The organism is uncultured Sphingomonas sp., from assembly GCF_934560975.1.
GTDB lineage: Bacteria > Pseudomonadota > Alphaproteobacteria > Sphingomonadales > Sphingomonadaceae > Sphingomonas_I.
The window spans coordinates 152,957-168,609 of the sequence record NZ_CAKTFO010000001.1 but is presented as its reverse complement, the minus strand read 5'-3'; the positions used below and the strand labels follow the sequence as shown (position 1 = coordinate 168,609).

General features: G+C 68.8%; 18 protein-coding genes. 15 read left to right on the top strand and 3 right to left on the bottom strand.

Going from position 1 to position 15,653, the window contains the following annotated elements; all coding sequences use genetic code 11:
- Positions 1-99 precede the first annotated feature (99 nt).
- Positions 100-918 carry a flagellin gene (locus tag Q0D93_RS00725; protein ID WP_294389945.1) on the bottom strand — a complete coding sequence of 273 codons (819 nt, stop codon included), beginning with the start codon at positions 916-918 and terminating at the stop codon, positions 100-102.
- A 268-nt stretch (positions 919-1,186) separates the two neighbouring features.
- Here Q0D93_RS00725 and Q0D93_RS00720 point away from each other — a divergent pair, with 268 nt between their 5' ends.
- From Q0D93_RS00720 to fliR, 15 genes are all read left to right on the top strand, one after another.
- Positions 1,187-2,461 carry a sigma-54 dependent transcriptional regulator gene (locus Q0D93_RS00720; protein WP_294389942.1) on the top strand — a complete coding sequence of 425 codons (1,275 nt, stop codon included), beginning with the start codon at positions 1,187-1,189 and terminating at the stop codon, positions 2,459-2,461.
- Between the two features lie 14 nt (positions 2,462-2,475).
- Entirely contained in the window at positions 2,476-2,826 is a 351-nt protein-coding gene (gene fliE / locus Q0D93_RS00715; RefSeq protein WP_294389938.1) for a flagellar hook-basal body complex protein FliE, read from the top strand.
- 3 nt (positions 2,827-2,829) lie between these two features.
- Positions 2,830-4,545 (top strand): flagellar basal-body MS-ring/collar protein FliF, encoded by a 1,716-nt coding sequence (gene fliF / locus Q0D93_RS00710; RefSeq protein ID WP_294389934.1) that lies wholly within the window; start codon positions 2,830-2,832, stop codon positions 4,543-4,545.
- Positions 4,538-5,569: a flagellar motor switch protein FliG gene (gene fliG, locus Q0D93_RS00705; protein WP_294389932.1), complete on the top strand. Its 1,032-nt coding sequence runs from the start codon at positions 4,538-4,540 to the stop codon at positions 5,567-5,569. Before fliF ends, fliG begins: the two co-directional genes overlap by 8 nt.
- Positions 5,562-6,227: a hypothetical protein gene (locus tag Q0D93_RS00700; protein WP_294389928.1), complete on the top strand. Its 666-nt coding sequence runs from the start codon at positions 5,562-5,564 to the stop codon at positions 6,225-6,227. The genes fliG and Q0D93_RS00700 overlap by 8 nt, the downstream gene beginning before the upstream one ends.
- A gap of 26 nt (positions 6,228-6,253) precedes the next feature.
- Positions 6,254-7,549 (top strand): FliI/YscN family ATPase, encoded by a 1,296-nt coding sequence (locus Q0D93_RS00695; protein ID WP_294390637.1) that lies wholly within the window; start codon positions 6,254-6,256, stop codon positions 7,547-7,549.
- Positions 7,550-7,611: 62 nt separating this feature from the next.
- Entirely contained in the window at positions 7,612-7,971 is a 360-nt protein-coding gene (locus Q0D93_RS00690) for a hypothetical protein (RefSeq protein ID WP_294389927.1), read from the top strand.
- Complete coding sequence (locus Q0D93_RS00685) at positions 7,964-9,373, top strand: flagellar hook-length control protein FliK (protein ID WP_294389924.1); 1,410 nt, start codon at positions 7,964-7,966, stop codon at positions 9,371-9,373. Before Q0D93_RS00690 ends, Q0D93_RS00685 begins: the two co-directional genes overlap by 8 nt.
- 12 nt (positions 9,374-9,385) lie before the next feature.
- On the top strand, positions 9,386-9,943 hold the full coding sequence (locus Q0D93_RS00680) for a flagellar basal body-associated FliL family protein (RefSeq protein WP_294389922.1): 558 nt from the start codon (positions 9,386-9,388) through the stop codon (positions 9,941-9,943).
- Positions 9,940-10,896 (top strand): FliM/FliN family flagellar motor switch protein, encoded by a 957-nt coding sequence (locus Q0D93_RS00675; RefSeq protein ID WP_294389920.1) that lies wholly within the window; start codon positions 9,940-9,942, stop codon positions 10,894-10,896. Before Q0D93_RS00680 ends, Q0D93_RS00675 begins: the two co-directional genes overlap by 4 nt.
- On the top strand, positions 10,896-11,210 hold the full coding sequence (gene fliN / locus Q0D93_RS00670; RefSeq protein WP_294389918.1) for a flagellar motor switch protein FliN: 315 nt from the start codon (positions 10,896-10,898) through the stop codon (positions 11,208-11,210). The genes Q0D93_RS00675 and fliN overlap by 1 nt, the downstream gene beginning before the upstream one ends.
- Positions 11,207-11,485, top strand: coding sequence for a flagellar biosynthetic protein FliO (locus Q0D93_RS00665; protein ID WP_294389916.1), 279 nt, complete (start codon positions 11,207-11,209; stop codon positions 11,483-11,485). Before fliN ends, Q0D93_RS00665 begins: the two co-directional genes overlap by 4 nt.
- Position 11,486: 1 nt before the next feature.
- Positions 11,487-12,293, top strand: a complete 807-nt coding sequence (gene fliP / locus Q0D93_RS00660) for a flagellar type III secretion system pore protein FliP (RefSeq protein ID WP_294390636.1) — start codon at positions 11,487-11,489, stop codon at positions 12,291-12,293.
- Entirely contained in the window at positions 12,293-12,574 is a 282-nt protein-coding gene (locus Q0D93_RS00655; protein ID WP_294389914.1) for a flagellar biosynthetic protein FliQ, read from the top strand. Before fliP ends, Q0D93_RS00655 begins: the two co-directional genes overlap by 1 nt.
- A gap of 4 nt (positions 12,575-12,578) precedes the next feature.
- Positions 12,579-13,361, top strand: a complete 783-nt coding sequence (fliR, locus tag Q0D93_RS00650) for a flagellar biosynthetic protein FliR (protein WP_294389912.1) — start codon at positions 12,579-12,581, stop codon at positions 13,359-13,361.
- A 13-nt stretch (positions 13,362-13,374) separates the two neighbouring features.
- Here fliR and Q0D93_RS00645 read toward each other — a convergent pair whose 3' ends face one another.
- On the bottom strand, positions 13,375-14,328 hold the full coding sequence (locus Q0D93_RS00645) for a GGDEF domain-containing protein (protein WP_294389910.1): 954 nt from the start codon (positions 14,326-14,328) through the stop codon (positions 13,375-13,377).
- A gap of 48 nt (positions 14,329-14,376) precedes the next feature.
- Positions 14,377-15,561, bottom strand: a complete 1,185-nt coding sequence (locus Q0D93_RS00640) for a ScyD/ScyE family protein (RefSeq protein ID WP_294389906.1) — start codon at positions 15,559-15,561, stop codon at positions 14,377-14,379.
- Between the last annotated feature and the right edge of the window lie 92 nt (positions 15,562-15,653).

Here is a 15,653-nt window from a genome sequence, read left to right as displayed (position 1 = left end):
GAGCGCGGGCCCCGCAAAAAGAAGAAGCCCCCGGCGCCGAGGGGGGAAAAGGCGCCGGGGGCTTGTCCGCCCGTCTGGGTCGAGGCCGTCGCCCGACGTTTAACGGAGCAGCGAGAGCACGTACTGGGCGCTCTGGTTGGCCTGGGCTAGCATCGCGGTGGATGCCTGGGCCACGATCTGCGCCTTGGCGAGGTTGGTGGTCTCCGCGCCGAAATCCGCATCCTCGATCCGCGACCGTGCGTCGGTCAGGTTCGTGATGTTGCTCGACAGGTTGTTCACCACCGCCTCCAACCGGCTCTGCGACGCACCCAGCGTGGCGCGCTTGGTCGCCACCGTCTTCAGCAGGTCGTCAACCTTGCCCATCGACGTCTGCGCCTTGGTGGCGGTGGTCAGGTCGACGTCCGACAACTTGGTCAGGTCGAGTGCCGCGAAATCCACGCTGACCGTATCGCCCGACGAGGCGCCGGTCTGGATCGTGACCGTGCCGCCCGAACCGCCCGAACCGGTGAACAGCTCGACACCGTTGAACTTGGTGTTGGTCTTGATCGCGGTGATCTGATTCTTCAGCGCGGTGACTTCGGTGTTCAGGTTGGTGCGATCGTCGTTGGAATAGGTGCCGCTCGACGCCTGCACCGCCAGCTCGCGGATGCGCTGCATCATGTTGGTGACTTCTTCCAGCGCGCCATCCGCCGTCTGCGCCATCGACATGCCGTCATTCGCGTTGCGGACCGCCTGGCTCATGCCGCGGATCTGGGCGGTCATGGAGGAGGCGATGGCGAGACCGGCGGCGTCGTCCTTCGCGCCGTTGATGCGCTTGCCGCTCGACAGACGCTCCATCGCGGTCTGCAGCTGGTTGTCGGCCATGCGCGTGCCGTTCTGTGCCCGGAGAGCTGCGACGTTGGTGTTGATGACAGTCACTGGATGTTCCTTTCACGCTCAATTCAGGCGATCCGGACACCGTCCTGTTCGCGCCTCGATCAGCCATAACGGCCGGCACGGCGCGGGCTTTAACCGAAAAATCTGCGAGCCGCCGGCCTTGCACGGGCGCGTCGGGAGCGGGCGTGACGGGCGTGCATCACGGGTAGGCGCGATCGTCACCCGCGCGCGTCCTATTAAGACTTCCGCAGTTAATTGGGGCGTAACCGGCACATCGACGGCAAGATCTTGCCGGATTCGGGGAGCGGTTATGAGCGAGATCGGACTGAGCGAAGGCGCGGCATCTGCCGATCCGGCCCTGGCACCCTGGCTGGTCGGGGTCGGGCTGGACGTCCGCCGTATCGCGGCCGCCGACGCGGCACCCCGCGACCTGATCCGGATCATCTCCGCTGCGGAGAAGGCCTTTGCCCGCCACACCGACATCGTGATCACCGTGCGCGAGGGCGAGCCTGCCTTCACGCCCGCCGCCAAGGGCCTGCCGGCCGAGGTCGCTTTCGGCTTCGCGGACATGGCGTTCGCCCATGCCCTGATCGCGGAACTGGTGCGGCCTGAAGGTCGCCCGGCCTGCGGCGAACCGGAAAGCGCCGCCTTCCTGAAGCTCGCTGCCCGCATCGCCGCGCATGACGCAACCGTGCTGGTGTTGGGCGAGACCGGCACCGGCAAGGAAGGGCTGGCCCGCTTCATCCACACCCGTTCGACCCGCGCGGCTGGCCCGTTCGTGGCGGTGAATTGCGCCGCTCTGCCCGAATCGATGCTGGAAGCGATGCTGTTCGGCCACCAGAAGGGCGCCTTCACCGGTGCCGCCGGCGCCGGCGAGGGCCTGTTCCGCGCGGCCGATGGCGGCACCCTGCTGCTGGACGAAATTGCCGAGATGCCGCTGTCGCTCCAGGCCAAGCTGCTCCGCGCGCTGCAGGAGCGCGAAGTGCTGCCGATCGGCGCGACCAAGCCGGTGCCGATCAACGTCCGCGTCGTGGCGGCCGCCAATCGCGACCTGGCGACGGAGGTGGCCGAGGGCCGTTTCCGCGCCGACCTCTACTGGCGGCTGAACGTCATGCCGCTGCTGCTGAAGCCGCTGGCCGAACGCCGGCTGGACGTGCGCGCGATCAGCGCGACGCTGATGCTGCGCCACCTGACGCCGGGAGACGGCTTCCCGTGGCCGACCAATGCGGCGCTGGACCGGCTGATGAGCCATGGCTGGCCCGGCAATGTCCGCGAGCTGGAAAATGTGCTTCAGCGCGCCATGCTGCTGCGCTCGGGCGACCGGGTCGATACCGGCGACCTGACCGTCGAAGCCGGCACGCTCGCCGCCGCGCAGAGCGTCCGCTACGTGCCCGAATCCGCCCGTGCCGCCAGCCCGGCGGGCGGCGCCACCCGCCTCGCCGATGCGGCGCGGCAATCCGAATATGACGCGATCGAGGACGCCCTTGCCGCAACCGGCGGACATCGCCAGCGCACCGCCCAGCTGCTCGGCATCAGCGAGCGCACGCTCCGCTACCGGCTTGCCGGCATGCGGGCGGCGGCGTGAGGACGCACTGAACCATGACCACCATCACCCCCGCCAGCCTGCTGCAGATGCGGAGCGCCATTCTCCAGCAGAACAGCGCCCTGCAAAAAGCCGCGACCGACGCCGCCAAGCCGATCGCCGCCGCCACGCCCGCCGCCCCCGCGACCGACAATTTCCCGGGCGCGATGAAGAGCGCGCTGAACAGCGTCAACGCCAGCCAGGCTAACGCCGAATTAACCACTAACGCCTACATGAAGGGTGAGACCACCGACATCGCAGCCGTGATGCTCGCCCGGGAACAGGCCTCCATGGGTTTTCAGACGACCCTTCAGGTCCGCAACAAACTCCTGTCCGCTTACAAGGACATCATGAGCATGCCGGTTTAATCGATGAGCGACGCAGCACTCCCGGTTCCCGTCTCCACCCCCGCCGCCCCCACGGGCGCGGTGCTGGAGCGCGTGAAGAGCTTCAGCCGCCAGCCGGCGGTCGCCAAGAGCCTGCCCCTGATCGGGGTCGCCGCCGCGATCCTGATCGCGGTGCTCGCCTGGACCATGTTCGCCACCGGGCCGCAGCGCGATCTGTTCGCCGGCCTGAGCGATCAGGACAAGGCGGCGGTGGCCGACACGCTCACCACGTCGGGCATCAAGTACACGCTCAACCGCGACACCGGCGCGCTGACCGTGTCCGACACCGACTTCTACCGCGCCAAGATGCTGCTCGCCCAGGCGGGCCTTCCCAAGAGCGCGCCGGATGGCGACTCGGTCATCGCGTCGCTGCCGATGGGCGCGAGCCGCGCGGTCGAGGGCGAACGGCTGCGCACCGCGCGCGAGACAGACCTGGCCCGCACCATCGAGGCGATCGACGCGGTCGCCAGCGCCAAGGTCCACCTCGCTGCCGAGCAGCCGAGCGTGTTCGTCCGCGACCAGGCCCCGGCCTCCGCTTCCGTCATGCTCACCCTGCGCTCCGGCCGCGCTCTGTCGGAAGGCCAGGTGCAGGCGATCGTGAACCTGGTCGCCACGTCGGTGCCGGGCCTGTCGCCGGACAATGTCTCGGTCGTCGACCAGACCGGCAAGCTCCTGTCGCGCAAGGGCGGCGATGCCGCCGGCGATCGTCAGATCGAGATGCAGGGCGAGATCGAGCAGCGTTACAAGGAGGCGCTGGCCAAGCTGCTGACGCCGCTGGTGGGCGCGGACGGCTTCACCGCCGAAGTCCATGCCGACCTCGACTTCGCCGAGGTGCAGGCGACGCGGGAATCCTATCCCAAGGATCAGGCCGTGCTCGCCGCCGAAAAGGGCGAATGGGCCAATGACGCCGCCAACGGCCAGCAGCCCGGCGGCATCCCCGGCGCGATAGCCAACCAGGCGCCGACCGCGGCGCAGGTGTCGACCCAGCCGAACCAGACGCTGACCCCCGGTGCGAACGGCGCCCAGCCGGGCACCACCGCCGCATCGACCCAGGGCAAGACGTCCGAACAGTTCGACCGCACCTTCCAGCTCGGCCGCGAAGTGTCCGTGACCAAGAACCCGACCGGCACCGTCAAGCGGCTGTCGGTGGCGGTGGCGCTGAAGCAGGGCGCCAAGCCGCGCGGCACGGCTGAGCTTGCCCAGCTGGAGCAGCTGATCAAGGGCGCGGTCGGTTTCGATCAGGCCCGTGGCGACCAGTTCGCCCTCTCCTCGCGCCAGTTTATCGAGGCGACACCCGCCGACGCGCCGAAATGGTATGAGGCGTCGTGGGTCGGCATGGCCGCCCGCAACGGCACCGGCCTGGTGATCGCATTGCTGACCTTCTTCTTCGTGGTCCGTCCGCTGATGAAGAAGCGCAACGCCGGGGCCAAGGGAGGGGCCGAAGCAGCCGCCGCGCTGCCTGCTCGCGACGAGAGCCGCGATGCGAGCATCGGCAACGAGATCGCCGCCGCCTTGGTCAGCGATGCCGTTGCCAACCCCGACCGACCCGTGACGCTGGACATGATCGAGGCCGCGCCCGGCTATGCCGACCGCGCCGCCCTGATCCGTAACTTCGTCCGGCAGGATCCCGATCGCGCCGCCCTGGTCGTCCGCGACCTGATCCGTGCCGACATGCCCCGTGGAGCCGAGCAGAATGGCTGAGGCCGACACCATGACCATGACCGCGCCCGGTGCCGTGCCCGAAGGCAGCCAGGCGGCCGCGATCCTGCTGATGCTGCTGGGCGAGGAGGAAGCGGCGCAGCTGCTCGGCCGGCTCGACCCCCAGGAAGTCCAGCATCTCGGCGGGGCCATGTTCGGCGTGGCTGACGTCAGCGAGCGGCAGGTCAACAGCGTGCTCGACAGCTTCGTGGTCCGCGCCCGCGAGCGCACCACCATCGGCTTCGATTCCGATCAGCAGATCCGCGGCATGATGCACAAGGCGCTCGGCAACGAGCGGGCCGAGAGCATGTTGGCCCGCATCACGCCGCCCACCCGCTCCAACGGGCTGGAGGCGCTGAAGTGGATGGATCCGCGCACCATTGCCGCCTTGGTCGAGAATGAGCATCCGCAGATCGTCGCTTTGGTGCTGGCGCACCTCGATCCGCCGATCGCCGCCGACGTGCTGCAATTGATGCCCGACGAGATGCAGGCGGACCTGATCCAGCGCGTCGCCACGCTCGGGCCGGTGACGGCTGAGGCGATCGCCGATCTGGAAGAGCTGCTGCTGCGTCCCGTGGCCCCGGCCAAGTCGGGCGGCGCCACCAAGCGCGGCGGCACCAGCGAAGCGGCGCAGATCGTCAACAACACCCGCAAGACCGCCGAACAGCGGATCATCAAGGCGCTGCAAAAGCTCGACAAGACGCTGGCCCGGTCGATCGAGGACGAAATGTTCGTGTTCGACAATCTGATGGCGCTGGACGACAAGAGCATGGGCACCCTGCTCCGCTCGGTCGACAGCGACATCCTGGTGGTGGCGCTGAAGGGCGCGGACGAGCGGCTCAAGACCAAGATGTTCGGCTGCATGTCCAGCCGCGCGGCGCAGTCGATCCAGGACGCGATCGCGGACAAGGGCCCGATGCGCCTGGCGGAGGTTCAGGAAGCGCAGAAGGACATGCTCGGTACCGCGCGCCGCATGGCGGCCGAAGGCACGATCAACCTGGGCGGCAAGGACGACGATTATGTCTGATGGCGCGGCGGCCTTTGCCGACATGGCGCGGGTGCCGGTGTGGACCCGTCCCAGCGCCCGCACCTTCGCGCCGCGCGGCGTGGGCGACCCGACCGGCTTCTCGCGTTGGAGCACCGGCGAAACCGAGGAAGCGCCGCTTCCTTACGCCGCTGCCGCACCCGCGCCCGCCGCGCAGCCGGCTGTCGATGTCGAGGCGCTGATGGCGCAGGGCTATGCCGAAGGGCTTGAGGAAGGCCGCAGGCTGGCTCTGGCCGAGCTTGAGCATGAACAGGTCGCGCTCGCCCACCTCGCCAGCAGCCTCCAGGCGCTGAATCCGGGTGGTGCGGACGGTCTGGCGGCGGTGCTGTCCGCCAGCGTGCTGCGCCTGGTCACCCAGATCGTGGGCGAGGTCGAGGTCAATCCGGACACGTTGGCCGAACGCTGCCATTCCGTTGCCGCCACCATTGCGGAAGAAACCACGCCCTCGCGCCTGCGCCTCCACCCGACCGATATCGTTCGCCTGTCCGGGGCGACCTTTGCCGTGGAGATGGTCGGCGATCCCCTGCTGGCGCCGGGGTCCGTCGTGCTCGACACGGGCGCGGGCTGGGTCGAGGATGGCCCGCATGTCCGGCTGGAACGGCTGCGCGCCGCGCTCGACAGACTGGGTGCGCCCAAGTGAACGACCTAGCCGCGCACGCGGCGGCGATGCTGGACGCGATCGACATCGAGGGCAGCGGCCCGCGCCGGGTCGGTCGGCTGGCGGCCTATGACGGGCTGATGCTGGAAGCGACCGGCTTTCGCGAGCCGGTCGGCGCCAATGCGCGCGTGATCGATGCGGATGGCCATGCCGCCTTGGCGGAAGTGGTCGGCTTTCGCGGCGACCGTACTTTGCTGATGGCGCTGGACGCCGATGCGCCGCACAGCTGCGGCGCGCGGGTCGAACCCGATCGGCGCGGCACGCATGTGGATGTGGGCGATGCCCTGCTCGGCCGGGTGGTCGACGCGCTCGGCAATCCGATCGACGGCATGGGGCCGATCGCCACCCGGGATCGCTGGCCGCTCGCCGGCAAGCGATCCAACCCGCTCGATCGCGCCCGCGTGACCGAGCCGTTCGACTTCGGCGTGCGCGCGATCAACGCGCTGCTGACCGCCGGCGTGGGCCAGCGCATCGCCATCGCCGCCGGTTCGGGCGTCGGCAAGTCGGTGCTGATGGGGCAGATGCTGCAAGGTGCCGTGGCCGACGTGATCGTGGTCGGGCTGGTCGGCGAACGCAGCCGCGAAGTGTCCGACTTCCTCGCCACCAAGCTGGACGGCGTGCGTCACAAGACGGCCGTGGTCGCGGTGCCGGCGGACCATCCCCCGATCCTGCGCCTGCGCGCCGCCATGCGGGCGACCGCCATCGCCGAATATTTCCGCGATCAGGGCAAGCGCGTGCTGCTGCTGGTCGATTCGCTGACGCGCGTGGCCCATGCCCAGCGCGAAATCGGCCTCAGCCTGGGTGAGCCGCCCACGATGAAGGGCTATCCCCCCTCCGCGCTCGGCCTGATCCCGCGTCTGTGCGAGCGGGCCGGCGTGGACGTCCGCACCGGCGGGTCGATCACCGCCCTCTACACCGTGCTGGCCGATGGCGACGACACGTCCGACCCCATCGTCGACACGGCGCGCGCGATCGTCGACGGGCACATCATCCTGTCGCGGGCGCTGGCCGAACAGGGCGTGTTCCCCGCGATCGACGTGGGCAAGTCGCTGAGCCGCGTGATGTCCGACATCATCGCGCCACCCCACGCCATGGCCGCCCGCACGCTGCGCCGTCTGTGGTCGGTGTATGAGGAAAATCGCGATCTGATCCTGATGGGCGCGTACAAGGACGGCAGCGATCCGATCGTGGACGCGGCCATCGCCCACATGCCGCTGATCCTGGAATTTTTGCGCCAGGATCAGCACGAACTCATCACTCTTAACGTCTCGGTTACGCAACTGGTCGATAACTTCGGGGCATGAAAGCCCTTGCCGCGCGCCGCGCCCGAATCACCCGAGTCCGCGAGGTCCAGCACCTCCGCGCCGTGAGCGAGGCCGCGACGGCTGAGGGCAAGGTGGTGCAGCTGGAAGGCAACGCCGCGCGACTGTCCGCGCTCCGCTCCAGCCTGATCCCGGCGACGGGACAGATGAGCGGTGCTTCGCTCGCCAATACCGGCGAATTGGGCCAGCGGCTGGATTCGGTGCGCGAGGGCCTGACCAGCGCCATCAACGCCGCGCGGGTGACCGCATCGGCACGCGCGGACGAACGGCGCGATGCCGACATTGCGCGGGAAAGCGCCGAACGGCTCCAGACCCGGGCGGTGGCCGACCTCCAGCGCATGATCGAAGACCGCATGATGGCGGGCATCCGCCCGCGCAACGGCAAGGACACGGCACGTGGCTGACACAATGATCGCAGCGGGTGGGGCGTCCGCCCTTCTCGCCCCGGCCAGCACGCCGGGCGGAACGGTTGCGGGCGGCGATGCGGCCGCGACCGGTGTGCCCGCGGGCCTGCCCAATCCCTTTGCCGAGTTGCTGGCAACGGTGTCGCCGTCCACGGCCATGCCGATCGCGCTGCCCGTCGATGGCCTGGCGGGAACGATCCCACCGGCGGCGGCGGTCGAGACGATGATGGCCGGTACACTGCCCGGCGTCGCGGAAGGGACCAGCGACGGCACGAGCGACCTGAACGCTGCCGCCGCGACGGAGGACGAGGCCGTCGATCCGCTGGCCGACGCGATCGCCGCCGGGCCGATGGCCGTGCTGGCGCTCGCCCCCTTTGCCGCGCCGCCGGTGCAGGCTCAGCCGATTGCCGCAGCGCCGGTCGCCAATATCGCCGGCAGCCCGGCCGCCAGGGTCATGCCGGCGGCGAACGCCCTGCCCGGCATTCCGATGGCCGCGACACAGGCCGCACCTGCCGTTGCGCTCCCCCGCACCGATCAGCAGACCAAGGATGCCGCTCAGCCGGCTCGGCCCACCGCCACGTCCACGGCGGCGGACGGCACCCCCCTGCCGGATTCGCTCAAGGCATTGCTGGCGGCCGCACAGCAGGACCGATCGGCGGAGGCGAAGGCGAAGGACGGCGGTACCGCAGCACCCCTTCCGAACGGCGCCGCCGCCAAGGCGCCGGCACAAAGCGTGGCGCTTGGCGACGCCAAGCCGACGCCGGACGCACAGCCGGTGCTGCGCCGCCGTACCGATGGCGGCACCGTCGCCGAGGCCCTGCCGATCGGGCTGTCCCAGCGCGTCAACGAACCCGTGGCCGGCACGGCCCTTGCCGGCGCCGCGCCGATCGCGAGCGACATCGGCGTGGAGCAGCAACTGACCGTCGCCAAGGACGGCGCATGGCTCGATACGCTGGCGCGCGAGATCGCGCATTCGGCGGGCGGGGGCAACAACCTGCATTTCAAGCTCAATCCCCAGCATCTCGGCGCGCTTAGCGTCGCCATCGCCCACAGCGACGACGGCGCCTCGATCCGCCTGACCGCCGACACCGACGCCACCCGCAACCTGCTGGTCGACAACCAGCCGCGCCTGGTGGCGGAGGCGCGCGCGCAAGGCTTGCGGATCAGCGACACGCAGGTGGACGTGCGCCAGCAGGACAATGGCTCCTCCGGCCAGTCGCGCTGGGACAATCCATCGGGTCAGCAGCAGCATCAGCAGCAGCAGCAGGCCCTCGCCCAGAACGGTCAGGGTGGGCAGAATCGGCAATCCTCAACCGGCCATCAACCATTTGCGCGTAACCAGTCGGGAACGGCGGAAGCCGATTCGACGGCGTCCGGCGATGCGGACGCGCTCTACGCATGATGGTGAGCGACGATGAGTGACGACAAGGCAGCGGCCGAAGCCCCCAAGAAGAAAAGCGGACTGGTCAAGAAGCTGGTGCTGTTCGGCGTCCTGCCGCTGGTGCTGATCGGCGGCGGCGTCGGCGCGGGCCTGTATGCGGCGGGCGGCAGCGGCGGCCACAAGGAAGATCCGCACCGCCCGAAGCTGGTGCTGAAGGAAGGGCAGTCCGGCCCCACCGACCTGCCGGACGGCACCCGCATCAACCCGGAAGTCTACAAGTCGACTTATTATCCGATGGAACAGCCGTTCACGTCCAACCTGCGCGATACGGACGGCTTCCTCCAGATGGGTCTGGGCGTCTCCACCTTCTACGACGAAAAGGTCGTGAAGCATCTGGAAGAGAGCGACATGCCGGTCCGCTCGGCCGTGCTGGAGGTGCTGGCAAGCTCCGATGCGTCCGCACTGGACACGCCCGAAGGCAAACTGGCATTGCGCAAGCGGCTGAAGGACGTGATCAACCATGTTCTGCAACATCGCGAGGGCTTTGGCGGCGTGGACGACGTTTATTTCACCAGCTTCATCATCCAATGACGCGCAGGCTCGCTCCGGCTGAGTCGGCGGTGATCCTCGACGAACTCGCCGGGGCGACGCCGGGCGTGGCCTTTGCCTCCGGGCCGGAGGCGCAGCCGTTCGCCTTGGGCCAGGACGATTTCCGGCCGACCCGGCTGACCGGCCTGGAGCGGATGGGCGACAAGCTGGCGCGCGCGTTGAAGCCCGCGCTGGAGCCGATCGCGCGGGGCCGGATCGGCGTCAGCGCGCAGCCGCTGGAAACGATCAGCTATGGCGACTGGCAGGATCGCCTGCGCGGCCCCGTAAGCCTGACGCTCTACCGCCTGCGCCCGCTGAAGGGCGGGATGCTGGTGGCGATCGAGCCCGATTTCGTCGCGCGGCTGGTGGAGAGCTTCTACGGCGGCGCACCCGGCGGCAGTCGCCAGCCCAAGACGGGCGATTTCACCCCCAGCGAGGAATTGCTGCTCCGCCGCCTGCTCGATCGCCTGTCGACCATCCTGGTGCAGCATTGGAACGAGGTGACGCCGATCGACCTGGCGCTGGCCGGGCAGGAGATGAGCGTGCTCCACCTGCCCTTCCTGCGGCGCGACGAAGGGGTCGTGATCCAGCGTTTCGCCATCGCCACCGATGCCGGCCCGTCCGAGATCGAGGTGGTTTATCCGCTCGCCATGCTGCGCCCGATCGAGGAAAAGATGGCCGCGCGCGTCCATGACGAGGATGTGAGCACCGGCACCGAATGGCGCCGGCGGATGAGCGATGCGTTGCAGGAGGTCACGTTGCCGGTGCGCAGCGTCCTGGCGCGTCCGGAGATTTCGGTGGCGCAGCTCTTGTCGTTGAAGCCGGGGGACGTCATCCCGATCACGCTGGCGCCGCGCACGCCCCTGCTTGCGGGATCGCGCCGGATCGCGGACGGCGTTATCGGGGAACAGGATGGGCGCGCCGCGCTGATGATCGAAAAGGTAGGACAGGTTTGATGAGCGACATGACCGAAGCACCTGCGTTCGACGGGCTCGCGGCCGGCCGCAACTATCGCCTGCTGGCCGACATCCCCCTGCGCCTGTCGGTCGAGGTCGGATCGACCAGCCTGAAACTGTCCGAGCTGATGGACCTGGCCGAAGGATCGGTGGTCGAGCTGGACCGCCAGGCCAACGAGCTGCTCGACATTCTGGTCAACGGCACATTGGTGGCGCGCGGAGAGGTAGTGACGGTCGGCGGCAAGTTCGGCATAAGGGTCGTGGACGTCGTCGCCACCGAGGCGCGGCTGTCGGGGATCGAACGACGGATATGATGGGCGCCTACCTCCTCCAGCTGTTCATCATGGTGGTGCTGGTGGGGGGATTGGCGGTGTTGAGCCTGTGGCTCTACCGCAAGCTCCAGCCCGGCATGAGTTTCGGCAGCCGCGAACGCGCGATCCGCATCGTCGATGCGGTGCCGATGGGCCCGATGAGCCGGCTGGCGGTGGTGGAATTTTCCGGCAAGCGCATCCTGCTCGCCGTCTCGCGCGGGCGGGTCGACAAGATTGCGGAGGCGGACGCCCCCAATTTCGCGCTCCCCGATGCGTGACATGGCGGGGGTGAAGGCCAGCGGGCGCGGGCTGAAGGCGCTTGTGCTGCTCGCGGTGGCGCTGCTGATCTCCGTACTGATGGCGCACCCGGTGCTGGCGCAGGCGGCGCCTGCCGCACCGGCCGCCGCGCCTGGCGGCGGGCTGGATCGCGCCGTCCGCACCATCGGCGGCACGGGACAACCGCTGTCCCTGTCGCTCCAGATCCTGGTGCTGATGAGCCTGCTGACGGTGTTGCCGTCGCTGCTGCTGATGATGACAAGCTTCACCCGGATCATCATCGTGTTGTCGATCCTGCGCCAGGCGCTGGGGTTGCAGCAGACGCCGCCCAATCAGGTTCTGGTCGGCCTGGCGCTGTTCCTCTCGCTGTTCGTGATGCGGCCCGCGGTGGATCAGATCAATCGCATCGCCTATACGCCGTATGGTCAGGGCCAGATCTCGATCGAGGAAGCGGTGTCGCGTACCGGCAACGTGCTGCACGGCTTCATGATCCGCCAGACGCGCCAGACCGACCTGAAGATGTTCGCCGACATGGCCAAGGCGCCGCGCTTCAACAGTCCGGCGGAGGTGCCTTTCTCCATCCTGCTGCCGGCCTACATCACGTCCGAGCTGAAGACGGCGTTCCAGATCGGCTTCCTGATCTTCCTGCCTTTCCTGGTGATCGACCTCGTGGTGGCATCGACCCTGATGGCGCTAGGCATGATGATGCTGTCGCCGGCGATCATCTCCATGCCGTTCAAGCTGTTGCTGTTCGTGCTGGTCGACGGCTGGGCGCTGACGATGGGCAGCCTGGCCGGGAGCTTCCAATAGTGGATAGCGCCGCCGCGCCCGATTATTTCATCGGCGTCGCGCAGCAGGCATTGTGGGTGCTGGCGCTGGCCTGTTCACCGGTGCTGGTGCCGGCCTTGGTGGCGGGGCTGATCCTGGGCATGATCCAGGCCGCGACCTCCATCAACGAGGCGACCTTGTCCTTCGTGCCCAAGCTGATCGTGGTCGGCCTGTGCCTGATCCTGTTCGGCGGATCGATGCTGATGCTATGCGCGGACTTCATGCGCGACATGTACGCCCGCATCCCCGACGTCGTCCGCTAGCCCCATGCTGCCCCCCGCCTTCGCCGATCTGGAGGCGAACCTGTGGCTGTGGCTGCTGGCGGCGATCCGGCCGGGCGCCGCCTTCCTCGCAGCACCCCTGTTCGGGATGGCGGCGGTGCCGATGCAGTTGCGCTTCATCGTGGCGATCGCGATCGGCATGGCCGGGTTGAACGCCGTCCCGTTCCAGCTGCCGCCGGACGGTATCGCCTCCTTTCCCGGCATCGCCATGGTGATCGGCGAAGTGCTGGCCGGCGCGGCGCTGGGCTTCGCCGTCCAGATCGGCTTTTCCGCCGCGATGCTGGCGGGCGAGATCATCGGCAACGCCATGGGCCTGGGCTTTGCCGGCATGATGGATCCGCAGACCGGCACGCCCACGCCCGCGCTGGCGCAATTCCTGTCGATCCTCGGTACCTTCCTGTTCCTGGCGATCGGCGGCCACCTGACGCTCGCCGCGATCGTGGTCGACAGCTACCGCACGCTGCCGATCGGCCAGGCGTGGCTAGGCGCGGAAAGCGTGCGCGGCCTGGTCATGTTCGGGGGCGACATGCTGGCGGCGGGCTTCGCCATCGCCTTGCCGGTCGGGTTCGCGCTGATCCTGGTGCAGATCGTGATGGGGATGCTGGCCCGATCCGCCCCCAGCATGAACCTGTTCGCGGTGGGCCTGCCCGCCACGTTGCTGGCCGGACTGGTCCTGATCGCCATCGCCGCGCCCGCGATCGGCGAAGGCATCACCCAGGCGATCGAACGCGGCCTGGACGAAGCGCGCCATATCGCCACCGCGCGCTGACGCCACGTCGCAGCTAATCGCCGCTGTCGATCATCACCTGGTTGCGGCCGCTATCCTTGGCGCGGCGCAGCGCATGGTCGGCGCGGCGGAGCAGATCATTGCCGTCCTCTCCCTGCACCAGCCCGGCCACGCCCGCCGAAAAGGTGACGTTGCCGATCGGCGCACCGTCTGAGCGCGAGCGCAGGAAACGCTGGCCGAACGCCTCCCGCACCGTGTCGATGGCGGCGGCGGCCGGGATCACGGCCTTGTCCTCGAACAGCAGCACGAACTCCCCGCCGCCCTGCCGTCCGGCAAAGGTCTGACCGTCACCGTTCGCCGCCAGCGACTCACCGACGAGGCGCAGCACCCGGTCGCCCACATCCTGGCCATGCGCATCGTTCAGGCCCGTGAGATGGTCGATGTCGCACAAGGCGATCGCCAGCGCCGCATCGGTCCGCTGGGCCGTCTCCACCGCGCGGGCGAGTGCCTGCTCCAGCGCGCGCCGGTTGAGCAATCCGGTCAGCGGATCGCGCTCGGCACTCTCCTGCGCCAGGCTGAGATCGCGTTGCAGCGCCCGCAACTCGGCATTGGTGGAGCGCAGCTTCTGCTCGGCCAGGTCGGTGCGCTCGATCATCGCGCGCGTAAGCGTCAGCAGCCCGTCCATCGCTTCGGGCGGCAACTGGCCCGACGTCAGCGCGTCCGCCCCGCGATTGAGCGCCCGCCCATAATCGGCGGCTTCGTCGGCGGAGCGATCGACCATCTCCATCGCGCCGTCCAGCCGCTCACGCGCGGAGCCGATCAGGTGGGCAAGTTGCGCCGCCAGCACCGCCAGCTCGCTGTCCATCGCTCTGGGCGGCAGCATGTCGGCTGCCTCGGGTGCGGGCGGATCGCCCTCTGCCGTCTCACTACCAAACAGAGTACGCAGCCAGCCCTTGCGCTTGGCCGAGGATCCGGAGGGGACGCGATCGTGCAGCACGATCCTCTTCACGGCACATCCCGCGGATAGTTTAGCGCGCCATGGTGCCGAGAGGTAGGTTCAGGCCGCTACCGCTATGTCGATCCCGTCCATGCCCGCTTCACGCCGGCGGCTGGACCGCAGCGCCAGCCCCACCAGTCCGAAGCCGGAGATGACCAGCATCCAGCTCGCCGGTTCCGGCACGGGGGCGATCCGCCACACCTCGCCCGCGCCCTGCCCGCCATTGCTGTTGACCGTCACATAGAATGCGCCGTCGCTGCCGATCGTCAGGCCGGTGGGGTTGACCAGTCCCGTGTCGAACAGAGTCTGCGACGTTCCGTCCGCCATGATGCGCAGGATCGCGCCGCCCACGCCCGGCCCGAGTATGCCGTCCACGTCATATTCCAGGGCGTACAGGCTGCCATCGGGCCCGAATGCCAGGTCGGTCAGGTTGGTCAGTCCCGTCGCAAGCAGGCTGGGCAGGTCGCTGCGGGGCGCGAGGCTGTAGATCCGCGCCGCACCGGGGACGAAGGGGAAGCCGGTGAGTTCGGCGACATAGATCGTGCCGTCCGGTCCCACCGTGACGCCGGTCGGGACCGAGTCGCTCAGCGGCAAGGGCTGGCCGATGAAGCGCGGCGGGAAAATCGCCCGGATGGAGGCTCCGCCGGATGCGGAAACCTGATTGAGCGTGTTGGCGCCGGCATCGGTCACCAGCAGTCCGGTCGGTGTCGCCGCAAGGTGGAAGGGATTGCTGTCCGGCAGCCCGATCGGGTTCAGACGCCCCTCCACCCCGCTCACGTCCGCGAAGTCGGCCACCGTCCCGTTATTGGTGAAGGTCAGGACATGGCCCAACCGGCTGTCGGCCGGGCGGTTGGCGGGGTTGGTTCCCAGCCCGACCACGACATAGCCGGTGCCATCCGCGCCGAATGCGATGTCCGCCGCCCCGCTCGTGTTGCCCATCGCCGTGCTGAAGATGGACGGCAGCCGGGTCACGATGCGCGACTGGCCACTACCCGAAACCTGCGTGATGGAGCCCGTGGCCATGAACCGGAATCCGCCCTCCACCGGGACCGACGGATCCAGATAGCCCGTCTCCGCGACATACAGGGTGCCATCCGCGCCGAAGGCGAGCCCGCGCGGATTGTTGAGGTCGCTGGCGAACACGCTGGCGGCATAGTGCGCGGCGGCTGCGGGGGCGGCAGAAACGATCATGGCCCCGCACAGCAGCGCGGCCTTCATGACGCGGAACAGGGTTGAAGGGTGCATGTCTTGTCCTCCCGATCGATCAGGAAACCTCCGGCGGAGACACCCGCCATCACTGGCGCGCCCGCTATGCCGGGCACGTCATGGACCCGACG

Excerpts from the sequence above, each read along its gene's own strand:
- Q0D93_RS00720 (WP_294389942.1), top strand. The coding sequence starts at position 1,187 with ATGAGCGAGATCGGACTGAGCGAAGGCGCGGCATCTGCCGATCCGGCC.
- fliE (WP_294389938.1), top strand. The coding sequence starts at position 2,476 with ATGACCACCATCACCCCCGCCAGCCTGCTGCAGATGCGGAGCGCCATT.
- fliF (WP_294389934.1), top strand. The coding sequence starts at position 2,830 with ATGAGCGACGCAGCACTCCCGGTTCCCGTCTCCACCCCCGCCGCCCCC.
- fliG (WP_294389932.1), top strand. The coding sequence starts at position 4,538 with ATGGCTGAGGCCGACACCATGACCATGACCGCGCCCGGTGCCGTGCCC.
- Q0D93_RS00700 (WP_294389928.1), top strand. The coding sequence starts at position 5,562 with ATGTCTGATGGCGCGGCGGCCTTTGCCGACATGGCGCGGGTGCCGGTG.
- Q0D93_RS00695 (WP_294390637.1), top strand. The coding sequence starts at position 6,254 with ATGCTGGACGCGATCGACATCGAGGGCAGCGGCCCGCGCCGGGTCGGT.
- Q0D93_RS00680 (WP_294389922.1), top strand. The coding sequence starts at position 9,386 with ATGAGTGACGACAAGGCAGCGGCCGAAGCCCCCAAGAAGAAAAGCGGA.
- Q0D93_RS00675 (WP_294389920.1), top strand. The coding sequence starts at position 9,940 with ATGACGCGCAGGCTCGCTCCGGCTGAGTCGGCGGTGATCCTCGACGAA.
- fliN (WP_294389918.1), top strand. The coding sequence starts at position 10,896 with ATGAGCGACATGACCGAAGCACCTGCGTTCGACGGGCTCGCGGCCGGC.
- Q0D93_RS00665 (WP_294389916.1), top strand. The coding sequence starts at position 11,207 with ATGATGGGCGCCTACCTCCTCCAGCTGTTCATCATGGTGGTGCTGGTG.
- fliP (WP_294390636.1), top strand. The coding sequence starts at position 11,487 with ATGGCGGGGGTGAAGGCCAGCGGGCGCGGGCTGAAGGCGCTTGTGCTG.
- fliR (WP_294389912.1), top strand. The coding sequence starts at position 12,579 with ATGCTGCCCCCCGCCTTCGCCGATCTGGAGGCGAACCTGTGGCTGTGG.
- Q0D93_RS00640 (WP_294389906.1), bottom strand. The coding sequence starts at position 15,561 with ATGCACCCTTCAACCCTGTTCCGCGTCATGAAGGCCGCGCTGCTGTGC.